General features: G+C 70.0%; 20 protein-coding genes and 1 riboswitch. Of the genes, 14 read left to right on the top strand and 6 right to left on the bottom strand.

Annotated features, from left to right (window positions below):
• Window positions 1-65: 65 nt before the first annotated feature.
• The 8 genes from G5C66_RS21635 (at window position 66) to G5C66_RS21600 (ending at window position 8,306) form a co-directional block, all read left to right on the top strand.
• Entirely contained in the window at window positions 66-1,217 is a 1,152-nt protein-coding gene (locus G5C66_RS21635; RefSeq protein WP_165113001.1) for a Gfo/Idh/MocA family protein, read from the top strand.
• Window positions 1,214-2,389, top strand: a complete 1,176-nt coding sequence (locus G5C66_RS21630) for a DUF993 family protein (protein WP_165112999.1) — start codon at window positions 1,214-1,216, stop codon at window positions 2,387-2,389. The genes G5C66_RS21635 and G5C66_RS21630 overlap by 4 nt, the downstream gene beginning before the upstream one ends.
• A complete protein-coding gene (locus tag G5C66_RS21625) occupies window positions 2,386-3,237 on the top strand; it encodes a sugar phosphate isomerase/epimerase family protein (RefSeq protein WP_338144272.1) in 852 nt (283 codons plus the stop codon). Before G5C66_RS21630 ends, G5C66_RS21625 begins: the two co-directional genes overlap by 4 nt.
• The gene (locus tag G5C66_RS21620; RefSeq protein WP_165112997.1) at window positions 3,237-4,367 is read left to right on the top strand and encodes a glycerate kinase; all 1,131 of its coding nucleotides are present in this window, start codon (window positions 3,237-3,239) and stop codon (window positions 4,365-4,367) included. The genes G5C66_RS21625 and G5C66_RS21620 overlap by 1 nt, the downstream gene beginning before the upstream one ends.
• Before the next feature lie 126 nt (window positions 4,368-4,493).
• Window positions 4,494-5,192, top strand: coding sequence for an NAD(P)H-dependent oxidoreductase (locus tag G5C66_RS21615; RefSeq protein WP_165112995.1), 699 nt, complete (start codon window positions 4,494-4,496; stop codon window positions 5,190-5,192).
• A gap of 28 nt (window positions 5,193-5,220) precedes the next feature.
• A riboswitch (cobalamin riboswitch) is annotated at window positions 5,221-5,407 on the top strand.
• Between the two features lie 54 nt (window positions 5,408-5,461).
• Complete coding sequence (locus G5C66_RS21610; RefSeq protein WP_338144271.1) at window positions 5,462-6,529, top strand: ABC transporter substrate-binding protein; 1,068 nt, start codon at window positions 5,462-5,464, stop codon at window positions 6,527-6,529.
• The gene (locus tag G5C66_RS21605; RefSeq protein ID WP_165112993.1) at window positions 6,529-7,545 is read left to right on the top strand and encodes a FecCD family ABC transporter permease; all 1,017 of its coding nucleotides are present in this window, start codon (window positions 6,529-6,531) and stop codon (window positions 7,543-7,545) included. The genes G5C66_RS21610 and G5C66_RS21605 overlap by 1 nt, the downstream gene beginning before the upstream one ends.
• The gene (locus G5C66_RS21600) at window positions 7,542-8,306 is read left to right on the top strand and encodes an ABC transporter ATP-binding protein (RefSeq protein ID WP_165112991.1); all 765 of its coding nucleotides are present in this window, start codon (window positions 7,542-7,544) and stop codon (window positions 8,304-8,306) included. The genes G5C66_RS21605 and G5C66_RS21600 overlap by 4 nt, the downstream gene beginning before the upstream one ends.
• On the opposite strand, the gene G5C66_RS21595 is transcribed toward G5C66_RS21600, so the two are convergent.
• On the bottom strand, window positions 8,303-9,166 hold the full coding sequence (locus tag G5C66_RS21595; protein ID WP_165112989.1) for a glycoside hydrolase family 16 protein: 864 nt from the start codon (window positions 9,164-9,166) through the stop codon (window positions 8,303-8,305). The genes G5C66_RS21600 and G5C66_RS21595 overlap by 4 nt on opposite strands.
• 167 nt (window positions 9,167-9,333) lie before the next feature.
• Here G5C66_RS21595 and G5C66_RS21590 point away from each other — a divergent pair, with 167 nt between their 5' ends.
• Together G5C66_RS21590 and G5C66_RS21585 are read left to right on the top strand one after the other, a co-directional pair.
• Window positions 9,334-9,549 (top strand): hypothetical protein, encoded by a 216-nt coding sequence (locus G5C66_RS21590; protein ID WP_165112987.1) that lies wholly within the window; start codon window positions 9,334-9,336, stop codon window positions 9,547-9,549.
• A complete protein-coding gene (locus tag G5C66_RS21585) occupies window positions 9,546-11,075 on the top strand; it encodes an amino acid permease (RefSeq protein ID WP_165112986.1) in 1,530 nt (509 codons plus the stop codon). The genes G5C66_RS21590 and G5C66_RS21585 overlap by 4 nt, the downstream gene beginning before the upstream one ends.
• On the opposite strand, the gene G5C66_RS21580 is transcribed toward G5C66_RS21585, so the two are convergent.
• From G5C66_RS21580 to G5C66_RS21565, 4 genes are all read right to left on the bottom strand, one after another.
• A complete protein-coding gene (locus G5C66_RS21580; RefSeq protein ID WP_165112985.1) occupies window positions 11,076-11,954 on the bottom strand; it encodes a S1C family serine protease in 879 nt (292 codons plus the stop codon). It abuts the gene before it with no gap.
• Window positions 11,955-12,481: 527 nt separating this feature from the next.
• Entirely contained in the window at window positions 12,482-12,763 is a 282-nt protein-coding gene (locus G5C66_RS21575; protein WP_165112984.1) for a hypothetical protein, read from the bottom strand.
• A complete protein-coding gene (locus G5C66_RS21570; protein WP_165112983.1) occupies window positions 12,760-13,053 on the bottom strand; it encodes a hypothetical protein in 294 nt (97 codons plus the stop codon). Before G5C66_RS21570 ends, G5C66_RS21575 begins: the two co-directional genes overlap by 4 nt.
• Window positions 13,054-13,097: 44 nt before the next feature.
• A complete protein-coding gene (locus G5C66_RS21565; RefSeq protein WP_165112982.1) occupies window positions 13,098-13,511 on the bottom strand; it encodes a hypothetical protein in 414 nt (137 codons plus the stop codon).
• 909 nt (window positions 13,512-14,420) lie between these two features.
• Here G5C66_RS21565 and G5C66_RS21560 point away from each other — a divergent pair.
• Both G5C66_RS21560 and G5C66_RS21555 read left to right on the top strand, forming a co-directional pair.
• The gene (locus G5C66_RS21560) at window positions 14,421-15,005 is read left to right on the top strand and encodes a hypothetical protein (protein WP_165112981.1); all 585 of its coding nucleotides are present in this window, start codon (window positions 14,421-14,423) and stop codon (window positions 15,003-15,005) included.
• Window positions 15,006-15,040: 35 nt separating this feature from the next.
• Window positions 15,041-15,715: a class E sortase gene (locus G5C66_RS21555; protein WP_241248731.1), complete on the top strand. Its 675-nt coding sequence runs from the start codon at window positions 15,041-15,043 to the stop codon at window positions 15,713-15,715.
• 125 nt (window positions 15,716-15,840) lie between these two features.
• Here the strand turns inward: G5C66_RS21555 and G5C66_RS21550 are convergent, their stop codons facing one another.
• Window positions 15,841-16,665: a class II glutamine amidotransferase gene (locus G5C66_RS21550; RefSeq protein WP_241248730.1), complete on the bottom strand. Its 825-nt coding sequence runs from the start codon at window positions 16,663-16,665 to the stop codon at window positions 15,841-15,843.
• A gap of 35 nt (window positions 16,666-16,700) precedes the next feature.
• Here G5C66_RS21550 and G5C66_RS21545 point away from each other — a divergent pair, with 35 nt between their 5' ends.
• Together G5C66_RS21545 and G5C66_RS21540 are read left to right on the top strand one after the other, a co-directional pair.
• Window positions 16,701-17,831, top strand: coding sequence for a carboxylate-amine ligase (locus G5C66_RS21545; RefSeq protein ID WP_165112978.1), 1,131 nt, complete (start codon window positions 16,701-16,703; stop codon window positions 17,829-17,831).
• A gap of 43 nt (window positions 17,832-17,874) precedes the next feature.
• Window positions 17,875-18,543 carry a methyltransferase domain-containing protein gene (locus G5C66_RS21540; protein ID WP_165112977.1) on the top strand — a complete coding sequence of 223 codons (669 nt, stop codon included), beginning with the start codon at window positions 17,875-17,877 and terminating at the stop codon, window positions 18,541-18,543.
• Window position 18,544: the final 1 nt, after the last annotated feature.

Here is an 18,544-nt window from a genome sequence, read left to right as displayed (position 1 = left end):
TACCGTATTGGAAAGCGCTTTCCCAATCGCCTTCCAGCAACTCTCAGCAGACGAGGAACCCTCACATGGCCACACGACGGCTCGGCATCATCATGAACGGCGTCACCGGACGCATGGGCTACCGCCAGCACCTGGTGCGCAGCATCCTGGCGATCCAGGAGCAGGGCGGTGTCGAGCTCTCCGACGGCACCCGGATCCAGCCCGACCCGATCCTCGTCGGCCGCAACGCCGAGAAGCTCCAGGACATCGCCAAGGAGCATGGTCTGGACCGTTGGACGACCGACCTCGACGAGGCGCTGGACAACGCCGAGGACACGATCTACTTCGACTCCCAGCTGACCAACGTCCGCGAGGCCGCCATCACCAAGGCGATCGCGGCCGGCAAGCACGTCTACACCGAGAAGCCGATCGCCGACAACGTCGAGGGCTCGCTGCGCCTGGCCCGCCTGGCCAAGGACGCAGGCGTCAAGACCGGCGTCGTCCACGACAAGCTCTACCTGCCGGGTCTGCTGAAGCTGCGCCGCCTGGTCGAGTCGGGCTTCTTCGGCCGCATCCTCAGCGTCCGCGGCGAGTTCGGCTACTGGGTCTTCGAGGGTGACCTGCAGCCGGCCCAGCGGCCGAGCTGGAACTACCGCAAGGAGGACGGCGGTGGCATGACCACCGACATGTTCCCGCACTGGAACTACGTCCTGGAGAACCTCTTCGGGAAGGTCGAGGCCGTCACCGCGAAGGTCGTCACCCACATCCCCGAGCGCTGGGACGAGAAGGGCGCGCGCTACGACGCGACCGCCGACGACTCCGCCTACGGCATCTTCGAGCTCGAGGGCGGGATCATCGCCCAGATCAACTCTTCCTGGGCCACCCGCGTCAACCGCGGCGAGCTCGTCGAGTTCCACGTCGACGGCACCCACGGCTCCGCCGTCGCCGGCCTGCACCACTGCGTCACCCAGGACCGCAACCTCACCCCGAAGCCGGTCTGGAACCCCGACCTCGTCGAGTCGATCCGGTTCCGTGAGCTGTGGAACGAGGTGCCCGACAACCAGCCCTTCGACAACGGTTTCAAGGCGCAGTGGGAGCAGTTCATCCGCTACGTCGAGGGCGACGGCGACCACCCCTACGACTTCATGGCAGGCGTACGCGGCGTCCGGCTCGCCGAGGCCGGCCTCACCTCCTCGGCCGAGGGCCGCCGCATCGAGCTCGGAGAGATCGAGCTGTGACCTCCGTACGTCTCCCCCTGTCCGACGGCGGCACCGAGCTCTACCCGCTCGCCGACCCCAAGGAGTGGACGAAGCCGACCGCTCCGTTCACCTCCCGCACCGCGTACGCCGCCGCCCACGTCGTTCCCCGCGCCCTGGCCGAGAACGTGCCCGGAGCCCCGGCGGACATCGACTGGGACTCGACGCTCGCCTATCGCCACGAGCTGTGGTCCTACGGCCTCGGCGTCGCCGAGGCGATGGACACCGCCCAGCGCGGCATGGGCGTCGACTGGACCGCCGCGGCCGAGCTGATCCGCCGCTCGGCGGCCGAAGCGGCGACCTTGGGCGCCTCGATCGCCTGCGGCGCCGGCACCGACCAGCTCGTCCTGTCCGCCGTTCCCGACGGCCGACAGGGCCTGGCCACCGTCGTCGACGCCTACCGCGAGCAGATGAAGGTCGTCGCCGACACCGGCGCGACCACGATCGTGATGGCCTCGCGTGCCCTGGCCAAGGTCGCCCGTGACGCCGAGGACTACGCCGAGGTCTACGCGACCCTCCTCGACGAGGCCGACAGCCCGGTGATCCTGCACTGGCTGGGCGACATGTTCGACCCGGCGCTGGCCGGCTACTGGGGCTCCTCGTCCGTCGAGGAGGCGACCCAGACCTTCCTCGAGGTCATCCGGGCCCGCCCCGGCAAGGTCGACGGCGTCAAGGTCTCGCTCCTCGACGCCGAGCACGAGGTCGGCCTTCGGCGGGCGCTGCCCGAAGGCGTACGTCTCTACACGGGCGACGACTTCAACTACCCGGAGCTGATCGTCGGTGAGCGGGATGACTTCTCGCACGCGCTGCTCGGCATCTTCGCGGCGATCTACCCGGCCGCCTCGGCCGCGCTGCAGGCACTCGACAACGACGACGCCGACACCGCCCGGCAGCTGCTCGACAGCACCCAGGCACTCGGCCGCAAGATCTTCGAGGCGCCGACCTACTACTACAAGACCGGGATCGCGTTCCTCTCCTGGCTCAACGGTCACCAGCCGGGCTTCTCGATGGCCGGCGGCCTGCACGCCGGCCGTTCGGTGCCCCACCTGGCCGACGTCTTCCGACTGGCCGACGAGGCTGGTCTGCTGACCGACCCGGATCTCGCGGCCACGCGCATGCGTGCCTTCCTCACCGTGCAAGGAGTCGAACAGTGACCGACCACGCCATCGGGCTCGAGCGGCTCTCGCTCAACACCAAGACCACCAACTCCTGGACCCTCGCCGACGCGGTCGACGGAGCGGCCCGCGCCGGCATCCCGGCTCTCGGTCTGTGGCGGGATCGTGTCCAGGAGGTCGGGGTGGAGAAGGCCACCAAGCTCGTACGCGACGCAGGCCTGCGCGTCTCCTCGCTCTGCCGCGGTGGGTTCCTGACCGCGTCCGACCCTGCCGGAATCGCTGCCGCGCTCGAGGACAACAAGCGGGCGGTCGAGGAGGCCGCGACGCTGGGCACCGACGCGCTGGTGATGGTCGTCGGCGGCCTCCCCGAGGGAGATGTCGACCTGGCCGGGGCGCGGGAGCGGGTCGCCGAGCGGCTCGCCGAGCTCGCCCCGTACGCCCAGGCCGCGGGCGTGAAGCTGGTCCTGGAGGCGCTCCACCCGATGTACGTTGCCGACCGGGCGGTCATCTCCACCCTCGGCCAGGCGCTCGACCTGGCCGCACCGCACCCGGTCGACGCGGTCGCGGTCGTGGTGGACACCTTCCACGTCTTCTGGGACCCCGACCTCGCCGCTCAGGTCTCGCGGGCCGGCGCGGAGGGGCGGATCGCGTCGTACCAGGTCTGCGACTTCAACCTGCCGATCCCCGCCGACGCGCTGCTGGCGCGCGGGATGATGGGCGACGGAGTCATCGACTTCGCCTCGATCACGCGGATGGTCGCCGGTACCGGCTACGCCGGCGACGTCGAGGTCGAGATCTTCAACGAGGCGGTCTGGGCCAGCGACCCCGACGAGGTGCTCGCGACCATGGCGCAGCGCTACCGCGACCTCGTCCTCCCCCACCTGTGATGGCCGAGCATCGGCGGGGCGGTCGGGTCGTCGTGGTCGCCTGCGACAAGTTCAAGGGCTCCCTGACCGCGCGCGAGGTCGACGAAGCGGTGGCCGCAGGCATCCGCACGGCGTCCCCCGAGACCGAGGTACGCATCGTGCCGATCGCCGACGGCGGCGACGGCACCGTTGCGGCGCTGGCGGGCGCCGGCTTCGACCTGGTGCCGGTGACCGTCGCCGGCCCGACGCTCGAGCCGGTGGCGGCGCACTACGCCGTGCGCGGCGACCTGGCGGTCGTCGAGCTGGCCGACACCTGCGGGCTGCTGCGGCTGCCCGAGGGCCGGCTCGCGCCGCTCACCGCCTCCTCCCGCGGGCTGGGCGAGGCCGTGCTCGCCGCCGTCGACGGCGGCGCCCGCACGGTCGTGCTCGGCCTCGGCGGCAGCGCCAGCACCGACGGCGGTGCGGGGATGCTCCGCGCCCTCGGCGTACGTCTTCTGGACGCGTCCGGGGCCGAGCTCGCGGAGGGCGGGGGCGCCCTCCAGCACCTGGCGCGCGTCGACCTCGACGGTCTCGATCCGCGCCTGCGGGAGACCGAGATCGTGGTCGCCTGCGACGTCGACAACCCGCTCCTCGGCCCCCGCGGCGCGGTCGCCACCTTCTCCGCGCAGAAGGGCGCCGGCCCGGAGGAGCAGGCCATCCTCGAGGCGTCTCTGACGACGTACGCCTCCCTCGTCTCCGCCGTCCTCGACCGCGCCGCGCCGGCTGACACCCCTGGTGCAGGCGCGGCCGGGGGCGTCGGGTTCGCCGCCCTGGCGGTGCTGGGCGGCCGCGTCGAGCGGGGCGTCGACCTCCTCGTCGACCTGGTCGGCTTCCGCGAGGCCCTCGACGGGGCGGACCTGGTCGTCACCGGCGAGGGCTCGTTCGATCATCAGACCTTGTCCGGCAAGGCCCCGCTCGGCGTACTCGAGGCCGCGCGCCGGCAAGGCGTCCCTGCCGTCGTCGTCTGCGGCCGCACCACCCTCTCCCCCGCCGAGGCCGAGCACGCCGGCGCCGCGGCCGTCCACGCCCTCACCGATCTCGAGCCCGACCCCAAGCGCTGCATGACGAACGCCGCCGAACTGCTCTCACAGCTCGGCGGCGGACTCGTGTAACACGTCGTTCGTACGTCTTTCCGGTCGTTCCGATAGGGCGAGTAGTCCGACGAACAGCGTGTTACACCCCGCGAGAGCCCACATCCAGCCGGGAATCTGGCCGCGTCAGTGCGCGTTCAGAGCCCCATGCACGCACTCTGGGTATGGGCACATCCGCACGCGTCATCACTCAACGGCAGGCTCCAGGAAGTGGGCCGGAACGCCCTCGAGGCGGCCGGCTGGACCGTCGACGAGATCGACCTCTATCGAGAAGGTTTCAATCCGCTCCTGGTGGAGCGGGGAGAGGCCGACGTACGCCGCCACCAGGAGCGGCTGCGGGCCGCCGATCTGCTGGTCGTGCAGTTCCCGCTGTGGTGGTACTCGGTGCCGGCGATCCTCAAGGGTTGGATCGACCGGGTCTTCGAGTCGGGGTTCGCCTTCGACGTACCGGACCCGGAGACCGGCAAGCCGCTCAAGTACGGCAAGGGCGGCCTGGTCGGCAAGCGGGCGCTGACAGTGGTGACCGCCGGCGACCGGGCCGCGACCCTGGGCCCACGCGGGATCAGCGGCCACATCGAGGACGTCCTGTGGCCGCTGCTGCACGGCACGTTCTGGTACACCGGGATGGACCCGCTGCGCCCCCACCTGATCACCGACGCCGACACCGTCGACCCGCAGGTCATGGCGCGGATCGAGGGCGATCTGAGCGTACGTCTGGAGGGCGTGATGACGGAGCCGCGGATCGCCTACCGGCCGATGATCGAGGAGCACTACGACCACACCATCAAGCTCCACGACTCGGTCGCGCCCGGGAAGGACGGGCTCAGCGCCCACCTCGAGGGCTGAGGGCGTGACCACGACGGGCGGTCGCGCCTGCTACGGTCTTCGGGCCAGCCGCTCGGGACGTAGTCCCGGCACGGGAACCCGGTGAGAGTCCGGGACTGACGCGCAGCGGTGTGGGTGACGGACGGGACACTGTGCCACTGGGCCCTCGGGTCTGGGAAGGCGTCCCGCGCCGGTCGATCCCGAGTCCGAAGACCTGCTGGCCCTGCAGCAGACCGCTGCCGGTCAGCACGGGCGACGCGCACCAGCCCGCGACCCGCCCGAGGACCGACGTGCACCTGTCCCAAATCATCCTGTCCCGAACGATCTGGGCCCGAACGATCGCCGCGAGCACCATGCTGGCGCTCGGCGCCGCCCTGGTCGGCTGCGCCGCCGACCAGCCGTCCGGCGCGCATCGAGCCGCCGTCGGCACCGGCGCCGACGGCTTCCCGCTCACGCTCACCAACTGTGGGCGCGAGATCACGCTCGAGGCGCCACCCGAGCGTGCGGTCTCGCTCAACCAGGGCTCGACCGAGATCCTGCTCTCGCTCGGCCTCGCCGACCGGATGGCCGGTACCGCCGTCTGGACCGACCCGGTGCTCGACTCGCTCGCCGGGGACAACGAGCGCGTCCCCCGGCTGGCCGACGACTGGCCCTCCTACGAGCGCGTGCTGGAGGCCGAGCCGGACTTCGTCACCGCCTCCTTCATCAGCACCCTCGGCGAGGGCGGCGTGACCACACCCGAGGACCTGGAGAAGCTGGGTGTCGGCTCCTACCTCTCCCCCGCCGAGTGCCTCAAGGACAACGAGGGCGACGACGACGGCACCCGTCTCGACCCTCTCGAGATCGAGACGATCTACCAGGAGATCACCGACCTGGCGCGGATCTTCGGCGTCCCCGAGCGCGGCGAGAAGCTGGTCGCCGACCTGTCCCGGCGCCTCGAGGCGGCCGAGCGCAAGGCACCGGAAGGCGGGGTGAGCGCGATGTACTGGTTCGCCAACTCCGAGTCGCCCTACCTGGCCGGCTGCTGCGGCGGCCCCGGCATCATCGGCCGCACGCTCGGCATCGAGAACGTCTTCGACGACACCACCGACGAGTGGCCGCAGATCAACTGGGAGACCGTCGCCGAGCGCAACCCCGACGTCATCGTCCTCGGCGACCTGACCCGCAAGAACCAGACCGCCGAGACCGCCCGCGCCAAGATCGACTACCTGAAGAGCAACCCGGTCACCGCGCAGATGGAGGCGGTGAAGAACGACCGCTTCGTGACGGTCTCCGGCGCCGAGCTCAACCCCTCGATCCGCACCGTCTACGCGGTCGAGAACGTCGCCGACCAGCTCGCCGACCTGGGCTTCCGCTGATGCCGGTACGCCTCCCCCGTCCGGCCCTCATGCTGGCCGGGGCGCCCCTGCTGGTGCTGGTCTCGGTGGCCGGTGCCATCACCGTCGGCCCCTCCGACCTCAGCATCGCCGACGTCTACGGCGTCGTGGCCGACCGCGCCGGACTCGGCTCCACCGACCTCACCCTGCTGCAGCAGAGCATCGTGTGGGACCTGCGGCTGCCGCGTACGCTGCTCGCGGGGATCTGCGGAGCGGGCCTGGCCATCTGCGGGGTGATCCTGCAGTCGCTGCTGCGCAACCCGCTCGCCGACCCGTTCGTGCTCGGCATCTCCTCGGGTGCCTCGACCGGCGCGGTCTCGATCGTGGTGCTCGGCATCGGGTCGGGCGCGATCGGGCTCTCCACCGGAGCGTTCGCGGGCGCGCTCGCGTCGTTCGGGCTGGTGCTCCTGCTCGCCTCGCTGGCCGGCGGCACCACCGACCGGCTCGTCCTGGCGGGCATCGCCGCCACCCAGCTGTTCTCGGCGCTGACCTCGTTCATCGTGTTCACCGCGGCCGACGCCGAGCAGACGCGCGGGGTGCTGTTCTGGCTGCTCGGGTCGCTCTCCTCGGCGAGCTGGACCGACGTGCTCGTGTGTGCGGTGGTCGTGCTCGGCGGGCTGGTCTGCTGCATCGCGGGCGCCGGGTGGCTGGACGCGTTCGCGTTCGGCAACGACGCGGCGGCCTCGCTCGGCGTCGACGTCGTGCGCATCCGTGCGGTGCTCCTGGTCCTCACGGCACTGATGACGGCCGTGATCGTCGCGACGTCCGGTGCGATCGGCTTCGTCGGCCTGGTCCTCCCCCACCTCGCCCGCGCGCTGGTCGGTGTCGGACACCGGCTGCTGCTCCCGGCCACCGCCCTGCTCGGCGCGATCTTCCTGATCTGGGTCGACACCGCGGCCCGGACCATGATCGACCCCGAGGAGCTGCCCGTCGGGGTCGCGACCGCACTGGTCGGCGTGCCCGCCTTCGCGCTGGTGCTGATGAGGGCCCGGCGATGACGACGCTCGAGACCGAGCGGGTGTGCTGGGCGCCTCGGGGCCGGCTGGTCGTCGACGACGTCTCCCTCCAGGTCGAGGACGGCGCCACCGTCGGGCTGCTTGGACCCAACGGCTCGGGGAAGTCCTCGCTGATCCGGATCCTGGCCGGCCTGCGGCCGCCGTCCTCGGGCGACGTCCTGCTCGACGGCAGCCCGCTCGCCGGGATGTCCCGGCGCCGCCTCGCCCGCCGGCTCGCAGTCGTCGAGCAGGAGCCGGCGACCAGCCAGGACCTCCGCGTACGCGACGTCGTCGCGCTCGGCCGGGTCCCGCACCGCCCGGCCTGGGCGCCCGACAGCGCCCAGGACCGTGCCGTCGTCGAGGAGGCCGCCGCCCACGCCGGCATCGCCGACCGCCTCGACCAGCGCTTCTCGACCCTGTCGGGCGGTGAGCGGCAGCGTACGCAGATCGCGAGGGCGCTCGCCCAGGAGCCGGAGATCCTGCTCCTGGACGAGCCGACGAACCATCTCGACGTACGTCACCAGCTCGCCCTGCTCGCGCTGGTCCGTCGGATGCCGATGACCTGCCTGGTCGCGCTGCACGACCTCAACCTCGCCGCCGCCTACTGCGACCAGGTCTTCGTGCTCTCCCACGGCCGGGTGGTGGCGGGCGGCGCACCCGCCGAGGTGCTCACCGAGTCCCTGATCGCCGAGGTCTACGGCGTCAGGGCCCGGGTGCACCACGACGACGGGGTCGTCATCCGCTTCCTCGGCCCTGTCTCCTAGAGCTGGGAGTCGTAGACGCGTACGTAGTCGACGACCATGCGCTGCGGGAACTGGGTCGTGCCGTCGGGGTTGCCGGGCCAGTTGCCGCCGACGGCGACGTTGAGGATGAAGAAGAACGGCTGGTCGAAGACCCAGGGGTTGGCGCCGGTGTTGGCCGTGGTGAAGGTCTGGTAGGCCACCCCGTCGACGGACCAGGTGATCGAGCCGGGCCGCCAGTCGATGGCGAAGGTGTGGAAGGTGTCGGCGAAGGACCAGCCCTGGGGATGCATGTACTGCCCGGTGATCCCGTTGCCGCCGGAGTAGCCCGGCCCGTGCAGGGTGCCGTGCACCAGGTGGGGCTCGTAGCCGACGTTCTCCATGATGTCGATCTCTCCGGCGTCGGGCCACGGCGTGCCCGGGAACTGGCCGCCCAGCATCCAGAAGGCCGGCCAGATGCCCTGCCCGCGCGGGATCTGGATCCGCGCCTCCAGCCGCCCGAACTTGGGCTGGACCTTGCCCTTGGTGGTGAGCCGGGCCGAGGTGTAGCCGCTGCCGCTCTGCCGGGCGGTGATGACCAGGTTGCCGTTGCCGTCGAGCGCGGAGTTGTCGCGGGAGTCGGTGTAGGTCTGCAGCTCGTTGTTGCCCCAGCCGCCTCCCCCGGTCTCATGGTTCCAGTTCGCGGGGTCGGGGGCGCTGCCGGCGGGCCCGTCGAACTCGTCGGACCAGGTCAGGGCGGCCGCCTCGACCTCGCCGGCGCGGGCGGCACCGGCCTCCGGGCCGGGTACCGCCGCCGGGGCGGCCATCGGGGCCACCAGGACAAGTGCAAGGGCGGCGGTCGCGGTCAGTGTGGTGCGGATGGTGCGGATCCTCGAGCTACGCATCGTACGCTCCTTCGTGGGGTGAACTGTAAGGCGACCTTACAGTTACTGGTGGCTCGCGGGAACGGAAACGACGCGCGACGTCCGGTCACCGCCAGTAGCCGATCGATGCGCTCTAATGGGTGACCGGACAGGGGGCCATCGGGGGTCCCCGCAGATGGGGTGATCGCATGGCACGGGATCCGTACAAGCCACGGACGCCGATCATCGGCATGGTGATGGTGTTCCTCGCGCTGGCGATCGTCGGGGTGACGGCCTATCTGCACCTCGGCTGGTGGTCCCTGATCGGCTACGCGGCCGCGGCGGTCATCGCCGTGGTCGGCGGATGGCTCCTGTTCAAGGACGTGCCCGAGCCGCCTCACTCCGGACCGGGAGCGAGCCGATGACCGACACCGACCAGACCAGCAACCCGGCCGACCCTCCCGCCGTCGGGCTGACGGACGAGGACGAGGGCTACCACAAGAGCCTCAGCCCGCGGCAGCTGCAGATGATCGCGATCGGCGGCGCCATCGGCACCGGTCTGTTCCTGGGCGCGGGTGGCCGCCTGCACGAGGCCGGGCCCGGGCTCTTCCTCGTCTACGCCTTCTGCGGCGTCTTCGTCTTCCTGATCCTGCGGGCGCTCGGCGAGCTGGTGCTGCACCGGCCTTCGTCGGGATCCTTCGTCTCGTACGCGCGGGAGTTCCTGGGCGAGCCGGCCGCGTTCGCCGCGGGCTGGATGTACTTCCTCAACTGGGCGATGACCTCGATCGTCGACGTCACGGCGATCGCGACGTACATGCACTTCTGGGGCACCTTCGAGGTCGTCCCGCAGTGGGTGATCGCGCTCGTCGCGCTCGCGGTCGTGCTCTCGATGAACCTGATCTCCGTCAAGCTCTTCGGCGAGCTCGAGTTCTGGGCGGCGCTCATCAAGGTGGTCGCCCTGGTGGGCTTCCTCGTGCTCGGGACCATCGTCCTGGCCGGGCGGGAGGAGCTCAACGGCCAGGAGACCGGCATCGGCATGATCATCGACAACGGCGGCCTGTTCCCGGTCGGCGCGCTGCCGCTGGTCGTCGTCATGTCCGGCGTCGTCTTCGCGTACGCAGCGGTCGAGCTCGTCGGCACCGCGGCCGGCGAGACCGCGGAGCCGGCGAAGGTGATGCCGCGGGCGATCAACTCCGTGATCGCCCGGATCGCGGTCTTCTACGTCGGCTCGCTCGTGCTGCTCGCGCTGCTGCTGCCCTACACCACCTACCGGGCCGACGAGAGCCCGTTCGTGACGTTCTTCGACCAGCTCGGGATCGCGAACTCCGGCACGATCATGAACCTCGTGGTGCTGACCGCCGCCCTCTCCTCGCTCAACGCCGGCCTCTACTCGACCGGCCGGATCCTGCGGTCGATGGCGATGAGCGGGAGCGCGCCGACCTTCACCGCGAAGATGTCGCGGAACGGGGTGCCGTACGGCGGGATCCTGCTCACCGGCAGCATCACGCTCCTCGGTGTCGGTCTGAACGCGATCGTCCCGGGCCAGGCGTTCGAGATCGTGCTGAACATGTCGGCCCTCGGCATCATCGCCTCCTGGGCGACCATCGTGATCTGCCAGATCCAGCTCTACCGGCGGTGGAAGAAGGGCCTGATGTTCCGCCCCGACTTCCGGCTGTGGGGCTCGCCGTGGACCGGCTACGCGACGCTGGTGTTCCTCGCCGCCGTGCTCGTGCTGATGGGCTTCGACTACCCGATCGGCACCTGGACGGTCGCGACCCTCGTCGTCATCGTCCCGGCCCTGGCGATCGGCTGGCGGCTTGTCCGCGACCGCGTCCGGCAGATCGCGCTCGAGCGCGAGGGTTACACCGGCGCGATCCCGATCCGGGCCGAGCGGCCGATCTCCGACGAGGCGACAGGCGGCCCCCGCGACGACGAGGACCCGAGCAGCTGATCAGGCGGCCAGGATCTGCGCGGCGATGTCGAGCACGGTGTCGATCGGGATCGCGTAGCCGGAGATCTCGGCCGAGCCCGAGGTCGCGGCGACGTTCATGCCGATGACCTCGCCGTCCTCGTCGAGCAGCGCGCCGCCGGAGTCGCCGGAGACGACGTCGGCGTCCGTCTCGATCAGGTCGGTCAGGCGGGTGCTGGTCCCGTCCTCGTTGCTGACGGTGATCGCGGTGCTCGGGTCGGTGACCGTGCCGTCCGCGGCCGAGAGCTCGCCCTGACCTCCGGCGTTGCCGACCGACGTGACCTGCTCCCCCTGGGTGGCAGCGTCGCGGTCGGTCGCGACGGTGGCGAGTCCTGAGGCCCCCTCGAGCTGCAGCACCGCGACGTCGTGGGTGGCGTCGTAGCCGAGCACGGTCGCGTCGTACGTCGTGCCCGTGCTCGGGTCGGTCACGGTGATCGAGGTGGCGCCCTCGACGACGTGGTGGTTGGTCACCACGATCCCGTCGGCGGTGATCGTGAGCCCCGTGCCCGCGCCCTGGGCGGTGCCGTGGCCGACGATGGTGTCGAGCAGCACCACGCCGGTCGACTCGGCGTCGGTCGCGGGCTCGGAGTCGACCGTCGCCGTCGAGCCGCTGGCACCCTGCTGGTACGGGTCCAGGGGCACGCCGCCGTAGCTGCCGTAGCCTCCGCCGAGCCCGCCTCCGTAGCCCTCGGTCCAGCCGTATCCCGGGCCGTACCCGGAGCTCGGGCCCGACTCGGCGGCGTACGTCCTGGTGGTGCCGACCGCGGCCGCGGCGAGGGCCGGGGTCGCGACCCGGATCGTGACGAGCGGGATCGCCAGGGCGGCGACGACGGACTGGCGGATACGGCGGGAGCGAGACATCGGGTCCTCCTCGAGGCGGTTGATGCCTCGAGATTCCGCCCGTCCGCTGCGGGCTTCCTGTGAACCAGTCACGGACTGGCCGGGAATGTCAGACCCTCGACGAGTCGCCGTCGGTCGAGTCCTTCTCCTCCTCGACCTTTGACCGTACGTGTCGTTCCTCATCCGCGCGGTAGAAGAGGCCCGTTGTCCACTCGGTGAGTGCCCTTCCATCCGGTCGAGCGCCTCGTAGCCCGCCAGGACGCTGAACCCGAGCGCTGGAAACCGGTCTCCCTGTTCCTTCGCGATCTCTTCCAGGGCTCCCTCCAGCTCGTCACGCTCCGGCCGCTCGTCAAAACGCGACATGGCGCTGTCGAGAATGTAGTGGGCGTGCGCACGGGTGAGCTGCTTGCCGGCGGTCGGGTAGCGACATGGTTCGCCTCCGGCTTCTCCGGAAGCCGGACGTACATCTCGCGCCACAGCACGGCAAGCGGCGTGAACGCGGGTGACTGCTCGATCGCTGTGTACATTGCGCGATCGATACGCCAGCGTCACCTCCAGCTCGACCTCTGCGGGCGTTTGGTCCTCCCGGCGACGCCGACATGACCTCGCACGACGACGCTCCCACCCCGCGCGTCTTTCAGCACGTCGGACATCACGCTCCAGTAGTCGAGGAGAAACGTCACCCGCGCGTACGGCTCCAGCCGGACGACCGTGTCCTCGACTGCCTTGTCCGGACCGAACGAGTCACCCGTTCCAAACATTCGCGGGACCACGGAGTGCTTTTTGATGCCGTGGCGGCTGAAGTTGAGCCCCGGCGAGTAGATCGTCACGGGCGACCTCCCAGGTTCTCGACCACGAGCTGCGCGAGCTCGAGCGCCCGCCCGCGCGTGACGCTCCACGCCGAGTGGTTGTTCTTGAGCACCATGCGGCCCGAGTGATTCGTCGCCAGCACTACCCCTGGCTCCCAGATCGCCGCGTTCAGGTACACCCTTACCCGCCCACCGTCGAGAAAGTGCTTGATGATCTGCCAACCGAGCGCGAACAGCGCGGCACCGAAGCTGAGCAGCGACACGACCAGCGCCCACACGGCCACGGGCAGACCGAACAACTCTGGCGTCACATCGTCATCATTCCATGAAGGACGACGCCGAGGAGCGCCTTGAGCTACCTTCGGGCATCGCGCAGAAGGCCTTCGACTTCGGGCTTCAGCAAGGTGGTGCACACCACGGCTTGCGCCGGGCAGCGTTCGAAGGCCGGGCAGACCAACGGAACGACGACTCGTAGCCCAAGGATGATCTGATCGGTGCCGACCGTCCCGATCGCTCGACCAGCGCCGAAGGCCGCCGACTTGCCGAGGACGGTCGCAGCAAACTCGGGCATGCCCGCATCACGAAGCGTCCGCGTGACTCCGTCTCCCACCGCCGCTGTGTACGTCCCTGGATCGATCGCCTTGCTCGCGTCCTCGAGAACCTTGCACAGCCAGTGGCCACGGCTCGGTCGTCGATGCCACGGCACGCGTTTGAGCAGTTCGTCCGCGGCAACGCCATACACCGAGTCCGGCTTGAAGATGATCGCCACCGCAAAGGACGCGCTGGGGTCCGCCAAGCGCCGCGTCAAGGCGTCTCGGTTCCTGGCACGCCGGTCCGCCCGCCGATCCGCCCCGCGGTCCTTGGGCGAAGGCACGCGGGGTGACTTCTTCGGGCGTGCAGGCCGAGGTTTCACGACGCCAAGCGCCATAGCGGGCGGAGATGAGCTGAACGACGCTGTCCGCTGTCTGACCGGCCGGAGGTGGTCTCGGCCTATCGCGGACGAGTAGAAGTGACTCTTACCGCGGCACCCCGGCCGCGAGCATGGATACGTACGCCTGGCCATCACGCTTCCTCCCGAGAGTGAACCGTTGCTCATCGAGCGTAGGCACGGTCGCAGGCGTGAGTTCAGGCTTCCTGCGGAAACCAGCTCGCATCGGTCCGCCAGGCGGCAAAACGAGTGCGGGCGGGTCAGCGGTAGAGCGCCCACTGAGCGTCGAGATCTCCGGCTCGGAGGGTGTCGAGCGGTGGCGCCATCGGGCAAGAGACCTGATATCCGTCAAGTTGCGGAGCGCGGCACGTCCCACCTCGGTGGCGCGGTTACGCTCGCCGACGCGAAGGCACGCGACGGCCAGGGTGGTCTGTTCCAAGTCAGGCTACGAGCTGTCGCCTGTCCACACCCGTCGATGGAGGCATCGAGGTGCTCGATGGCGCCACTCATCTCGGATCCGGTGGCGGATGGGAGGGACATCAGTGCCATTCCTGCCATCGGGGTGACCGTCGCGGTGAGACAATCCCATCGCTTCTGGTCGGCTGTCGGCCCGATGCCGACACCATGACCCAAGGTGGTCAGCACGATCGAGGACGAGTGCGTGAAGCGTGACGTGCTCGGATTGGCCCTGAATCCGGGACGACATGAGCAATCCCCATGTCGGTTCTATTGATGAGGATCTGAACACCGATGTTCGATTTCGCATTGTTGCAGCGGCAGATGAACGCCGAAGACCCAGTATCCGTACTCCTGCGTGGCCACCTCTGGATCGAAAGCATGATCGTGGAGCTGATTCGTGCTGAGTTGCCGATACCAGAAGCCTGGCGTGAGCTCGACCGACTCTCGTGGTCCTCGAAGCTCGGCCTGGCTATGGCTCAGGGCAATGCGCCCGACTTCACATCTTTTGTTGTGCTCAACCGGCTTCGAAACCGACTGGCACATTCACCCACCTTCGAGCCTGACCTCACTGCCAGCATGGAGCTTGCGCGCGCCGTCGCCGCAGACATCCAGTCCGAGAAGAATGTCCATGCGATCACATTCGACCTACCCGATCCGGATACGCAGTCACCCGCGGACATCTTACGCGAGGCGATATCGACGCTCCTCGAATACCTAGTTGCAGCGCTCACCGCCCTGTACGAAGTGCTTGCGAACAGATTCAACGAGCAGGCCGAGCGGCTCCGCGCGTTCATCGACGGTCTGCCTTCTTCCACCTCCGGTGAGGACGGTGCCGATTCGAACCAACATGGGGCCACAACTTCTGCTAGTTCGTAGCGCCATCGGCTGATCAGGTTGAGATGCTTGACCCGATGTCCACGACAACGCAGACCAGGTCCCGAGGCCGCCGAGCCGTCTTCTGGACCGGGATCGTCCTGGTCATCGCCGGGTTGAGCGTCCTCGGCTACGTCGCCTGGGAGTTCTACGGCACCACGATCGTCAGCAAGGAGCGCCAGCGTGAGGCGACCTCGAAGATCGAGAGGGCATGGGGCTCGGGTCAGACCGAGGTGACGACCGAGTTCGGGTCGGCCGGGGCTCTCATCGAGATCCCGCGCTTCGGCAAGGACTACCGGATCCCGGTGCTCGAGGGCACCTCCGACCGGGCCCTCGGCGCCGGCTTCGGCCACTTCGACGGCACGGCCGGTCCCGGAGAGGTCGGCAACTTCGCGCTGGCCGGGCACCGGGTCACCCACGGCGAGCCCCTACGCAACCTCCCCGACCTCCGGCCAGGAGACAAGATCCGCGTCCTGACCAGGGAGAAGACGTACGTCTATGCCCTCACCAGCGGTGGCGACGACCTGATCGTGCCCTTCACCTCGATCTGGGTCACCGACCCGCTTCCCGACAACCCCGAGCGGGGCGGGGTCGAGCCCGAGCAGAAGAAGGGACAGCGCCTGATCACGCTCACCACGTGCTCGGAGCTCTTCCACACCGACAACCGGATGATCGCCTTCGGGAAGCTGGTCTCCGAGGAGCCGACGAAGTAGCCCGGGCGCCGGAGACGGCTCCGAATGAAAAGAGCTCGGATGGGGTACCTCTGGGCATGGCCGAACCCACCGACCCCCTCTCACAGCCGATGGGCAACGCCCCATCGTCCGTCTCTCCAGCCCGCTCAGCCGCTGGCTCGCAGCGCGTCGGCACCGAGCCGCGCGATCGGATCCAGCCTGGTGACCTCACGGGTGGCCAGGTCGACCATCACCGCCGTGTCGGCGGGCACCGGAGTCCACCCGGGCTGGTCGAGACCGCTGGAGACGATCTCGAGACCGTGGTCGCTCGTGCGATAGTCCATCGCGAAGTACTCCGTGGTGTGCCGAGGCGGGATGTCCCCCTCGTCGTCGAAGAGCTCGCGCAGCGCCCGCAGGGGCGAGTCGGCACGCGAGTTGATGTGGATCGCGAACATGTGCGTCCGGGTGAGCATCAACGCGTTGAGGCCGCATCTGGGGAACTTCCGGACGAGCGTCGCCAGCGCCTGGGTGACCCCCTCGGCCTCGTCGCCGTACTGCTCGACGTTCTGGTGCACGAAGTGGAAGTAGCGCTCGCTGTCGGTGTCGCCGCGGAGGCGCTCCCGGGACTCCGGGGTCAACAGCGCCTCGAGCTCCGCGATCGGCGAGATGTGGCCGTTGTGTGCGAACGCGGCGCCGTCGGTCAGGAACGGATGCGTGTTCTCCGGACGTACGTCCAGACCGCCCGTCGCCCAGCGCAGGTGCACGAACCCGGCGTGCGAGAGCGGGATCTCGACATGCCTGCGATAGGTCTCGTCGACGTCGGCCGAGCGCGGCGAGCTCGTCGTGCAGGTGCCGTCGGGCGTGTGCCAGGCCATGCCCCAGCCGTCGGAGTGCACGGTGGTCAGCGAGGTGAACGCCGCCAGGCCCTCCTCTCCCAGCAGGTCGGCTACGGCACACGGGGACTCGGTCACATATCCGAACAGACGACACATCGTCGAGTGGCTCCTTCCAGAGGCAGGTGCGAGCGTTGAACAGAGACTCTTCGAGCAGTACCCACGACCGGGTCAGGACAGTCGGTGTCGAGGAGGAGCTCCTCCTCGTCGACGCCGAGAACGGCGCTCCGCGGTCCGTCGCCAGCGAGGTGCTGCGGGTGGCGCGGCGGCGCGGTGACACCGAGTCCGACGCCGGAGGCTCGGTGGGACCCGAGATGCAGGAGCAGCAGGTCGAGACCGACACCCCTCCGGAGGAGTACCTCGGCCTCCTCGAGCTGGACCTGCACCGGTGGCGCGACAAGGCGCGCGGCGCCGCGAAGGAGGCGGGTGCGCTGATCCTGGCCAGCGGCACGACACCGCTGCCGGTGGTGCCGCAGACCTTCGACGACGAGCGCTACGCAGCGATCACCGAGAAGTTCGGGCTGACCGCCAGCGAGCAGCTCACCTGCGGCTGCCACGTGCACGTCTCGGTCGAGTCGGACGACGAGGCCGTGGGCGCGCTCGACCGGATCCGCGCCTGGCTGCCCGTGCTGCTCGCGGTGAGCGCCAACTCGCCGTTCTGGCAGGGCGGCGACTCCGGCTACGCCAGCTACCGCTCCCAGGCGATGACCCGCTGGCCCACCAACGGTCCGACCGAGGTCTTCGGCAGCGGCGAGGCGTACGCCGACCACCTGCGTCGCCTCGTCGACACCGGGGTCCCGCTGGACGAGGGCATGGCCTACTTCGACGCCCGGCCCTCACGCAACTACCCGACCCTGGAGGTCCGGGTGGCCGACGTCTGCCTCGATCCACGCGACGCCGTGCTGGTCGCCGGGCTCGCGCGGGCGCTGGTCGAGACCGGTGCACGGGAGTGGGCGCAGGGCCGTCCGGCCGATCCGGTCTCGGTCGCCGTGCTCCGGCTCGCGATGTGGCAGGCCGGCCGCCACGGGATCAGCGGCGACCTGCTCGACCCGGAGACGCATCGGCCGCGGCCCGCCCGGGACGTGGTGGAGCGCCTGCTCGAGCACGTCGGCCCGGCGTTGCAGGACTCCGGCGACCTGGCGCGCGTCCAGCAGGGCATCGAGCGGGTCTTCACCCGCGGCACCGGCTCCTCGACCCAGCGCAGGATCCACTCCGAGGAGGGCCGCCTGGACCGCGCCGTGGTCCGGCTGGCCGAGCTCACCTGAGCTTCGACGCTCCGTTCCCTCCAACCCGAAAGAGGTATCTGCAGTGACGATCCGATTCGGTCATCTCGACATCGACTTCGACGACCGCGTGCTCACCCCGCGTACGTGGACCGTGCGACAGTCCGAGTGGGCGGCCGACCTCTCGGCCGATCTGCCGGACGGGCCGATGCTCGAGCTGTGCTCGGGGGCCGGCCAGATCGGTCTGCTCGCGGCGGCGATGGTCGGCCGCCGGCTGGTGTGCGTCGACGCCGACCCGGCCGCGTGCGCGTTCACCCGCGCCAACGCCGAGCGCGCCGGGCTGGCCCACCTGGTGGACGTACGCGAGGGCAGCATGGACCACGCTCTCGACCCGCACGAGCGCTTCGTGCTGGTGATCGCCGACCCGCCGTGGGTGCCCACGGCCCAGGTCCGGCGCTACCCCGAGGATCCGCGGACGGCCATCGACGGCGGAGCCGACGGGATGCTGGTCGCCACGACGTGCCTGGACACGACCGCCCGCCACCTCTCCCCCGGCGGTGCGGCCGTGCTCCAGCTCGGCACGACCGACCAGGCCGACCGCGTACGGCAGCTGGTCGAGGGCAGCGACCTGTCCGTCCAGGAGGTCCGTGGCTGGCCGGGCGAAGGGGTGCTCGTGCACCTCGCGCGGGCCGCGGCGCCGAGCATGGCGGTTCCGGCCGCCGGGTACCGGGAGCCCGATGGAAAGGTGGGCTGAG

Origin of the sequence: Nocardioides turkmenicus (assembly GCF_011045035.1) — a bacterium.
Lineage (GTDB): Bacteria > Actinomycetota > Actinomycetes > Propionibacteriales > Nocardioidaceae > Nocardioides > Nocardioides turkmenicus.
The sequence above is the reverse complement of the archived record's forward strand: the minus strand, read 5'-3'. Positions and strand labels throughout refer to the sequence as shown.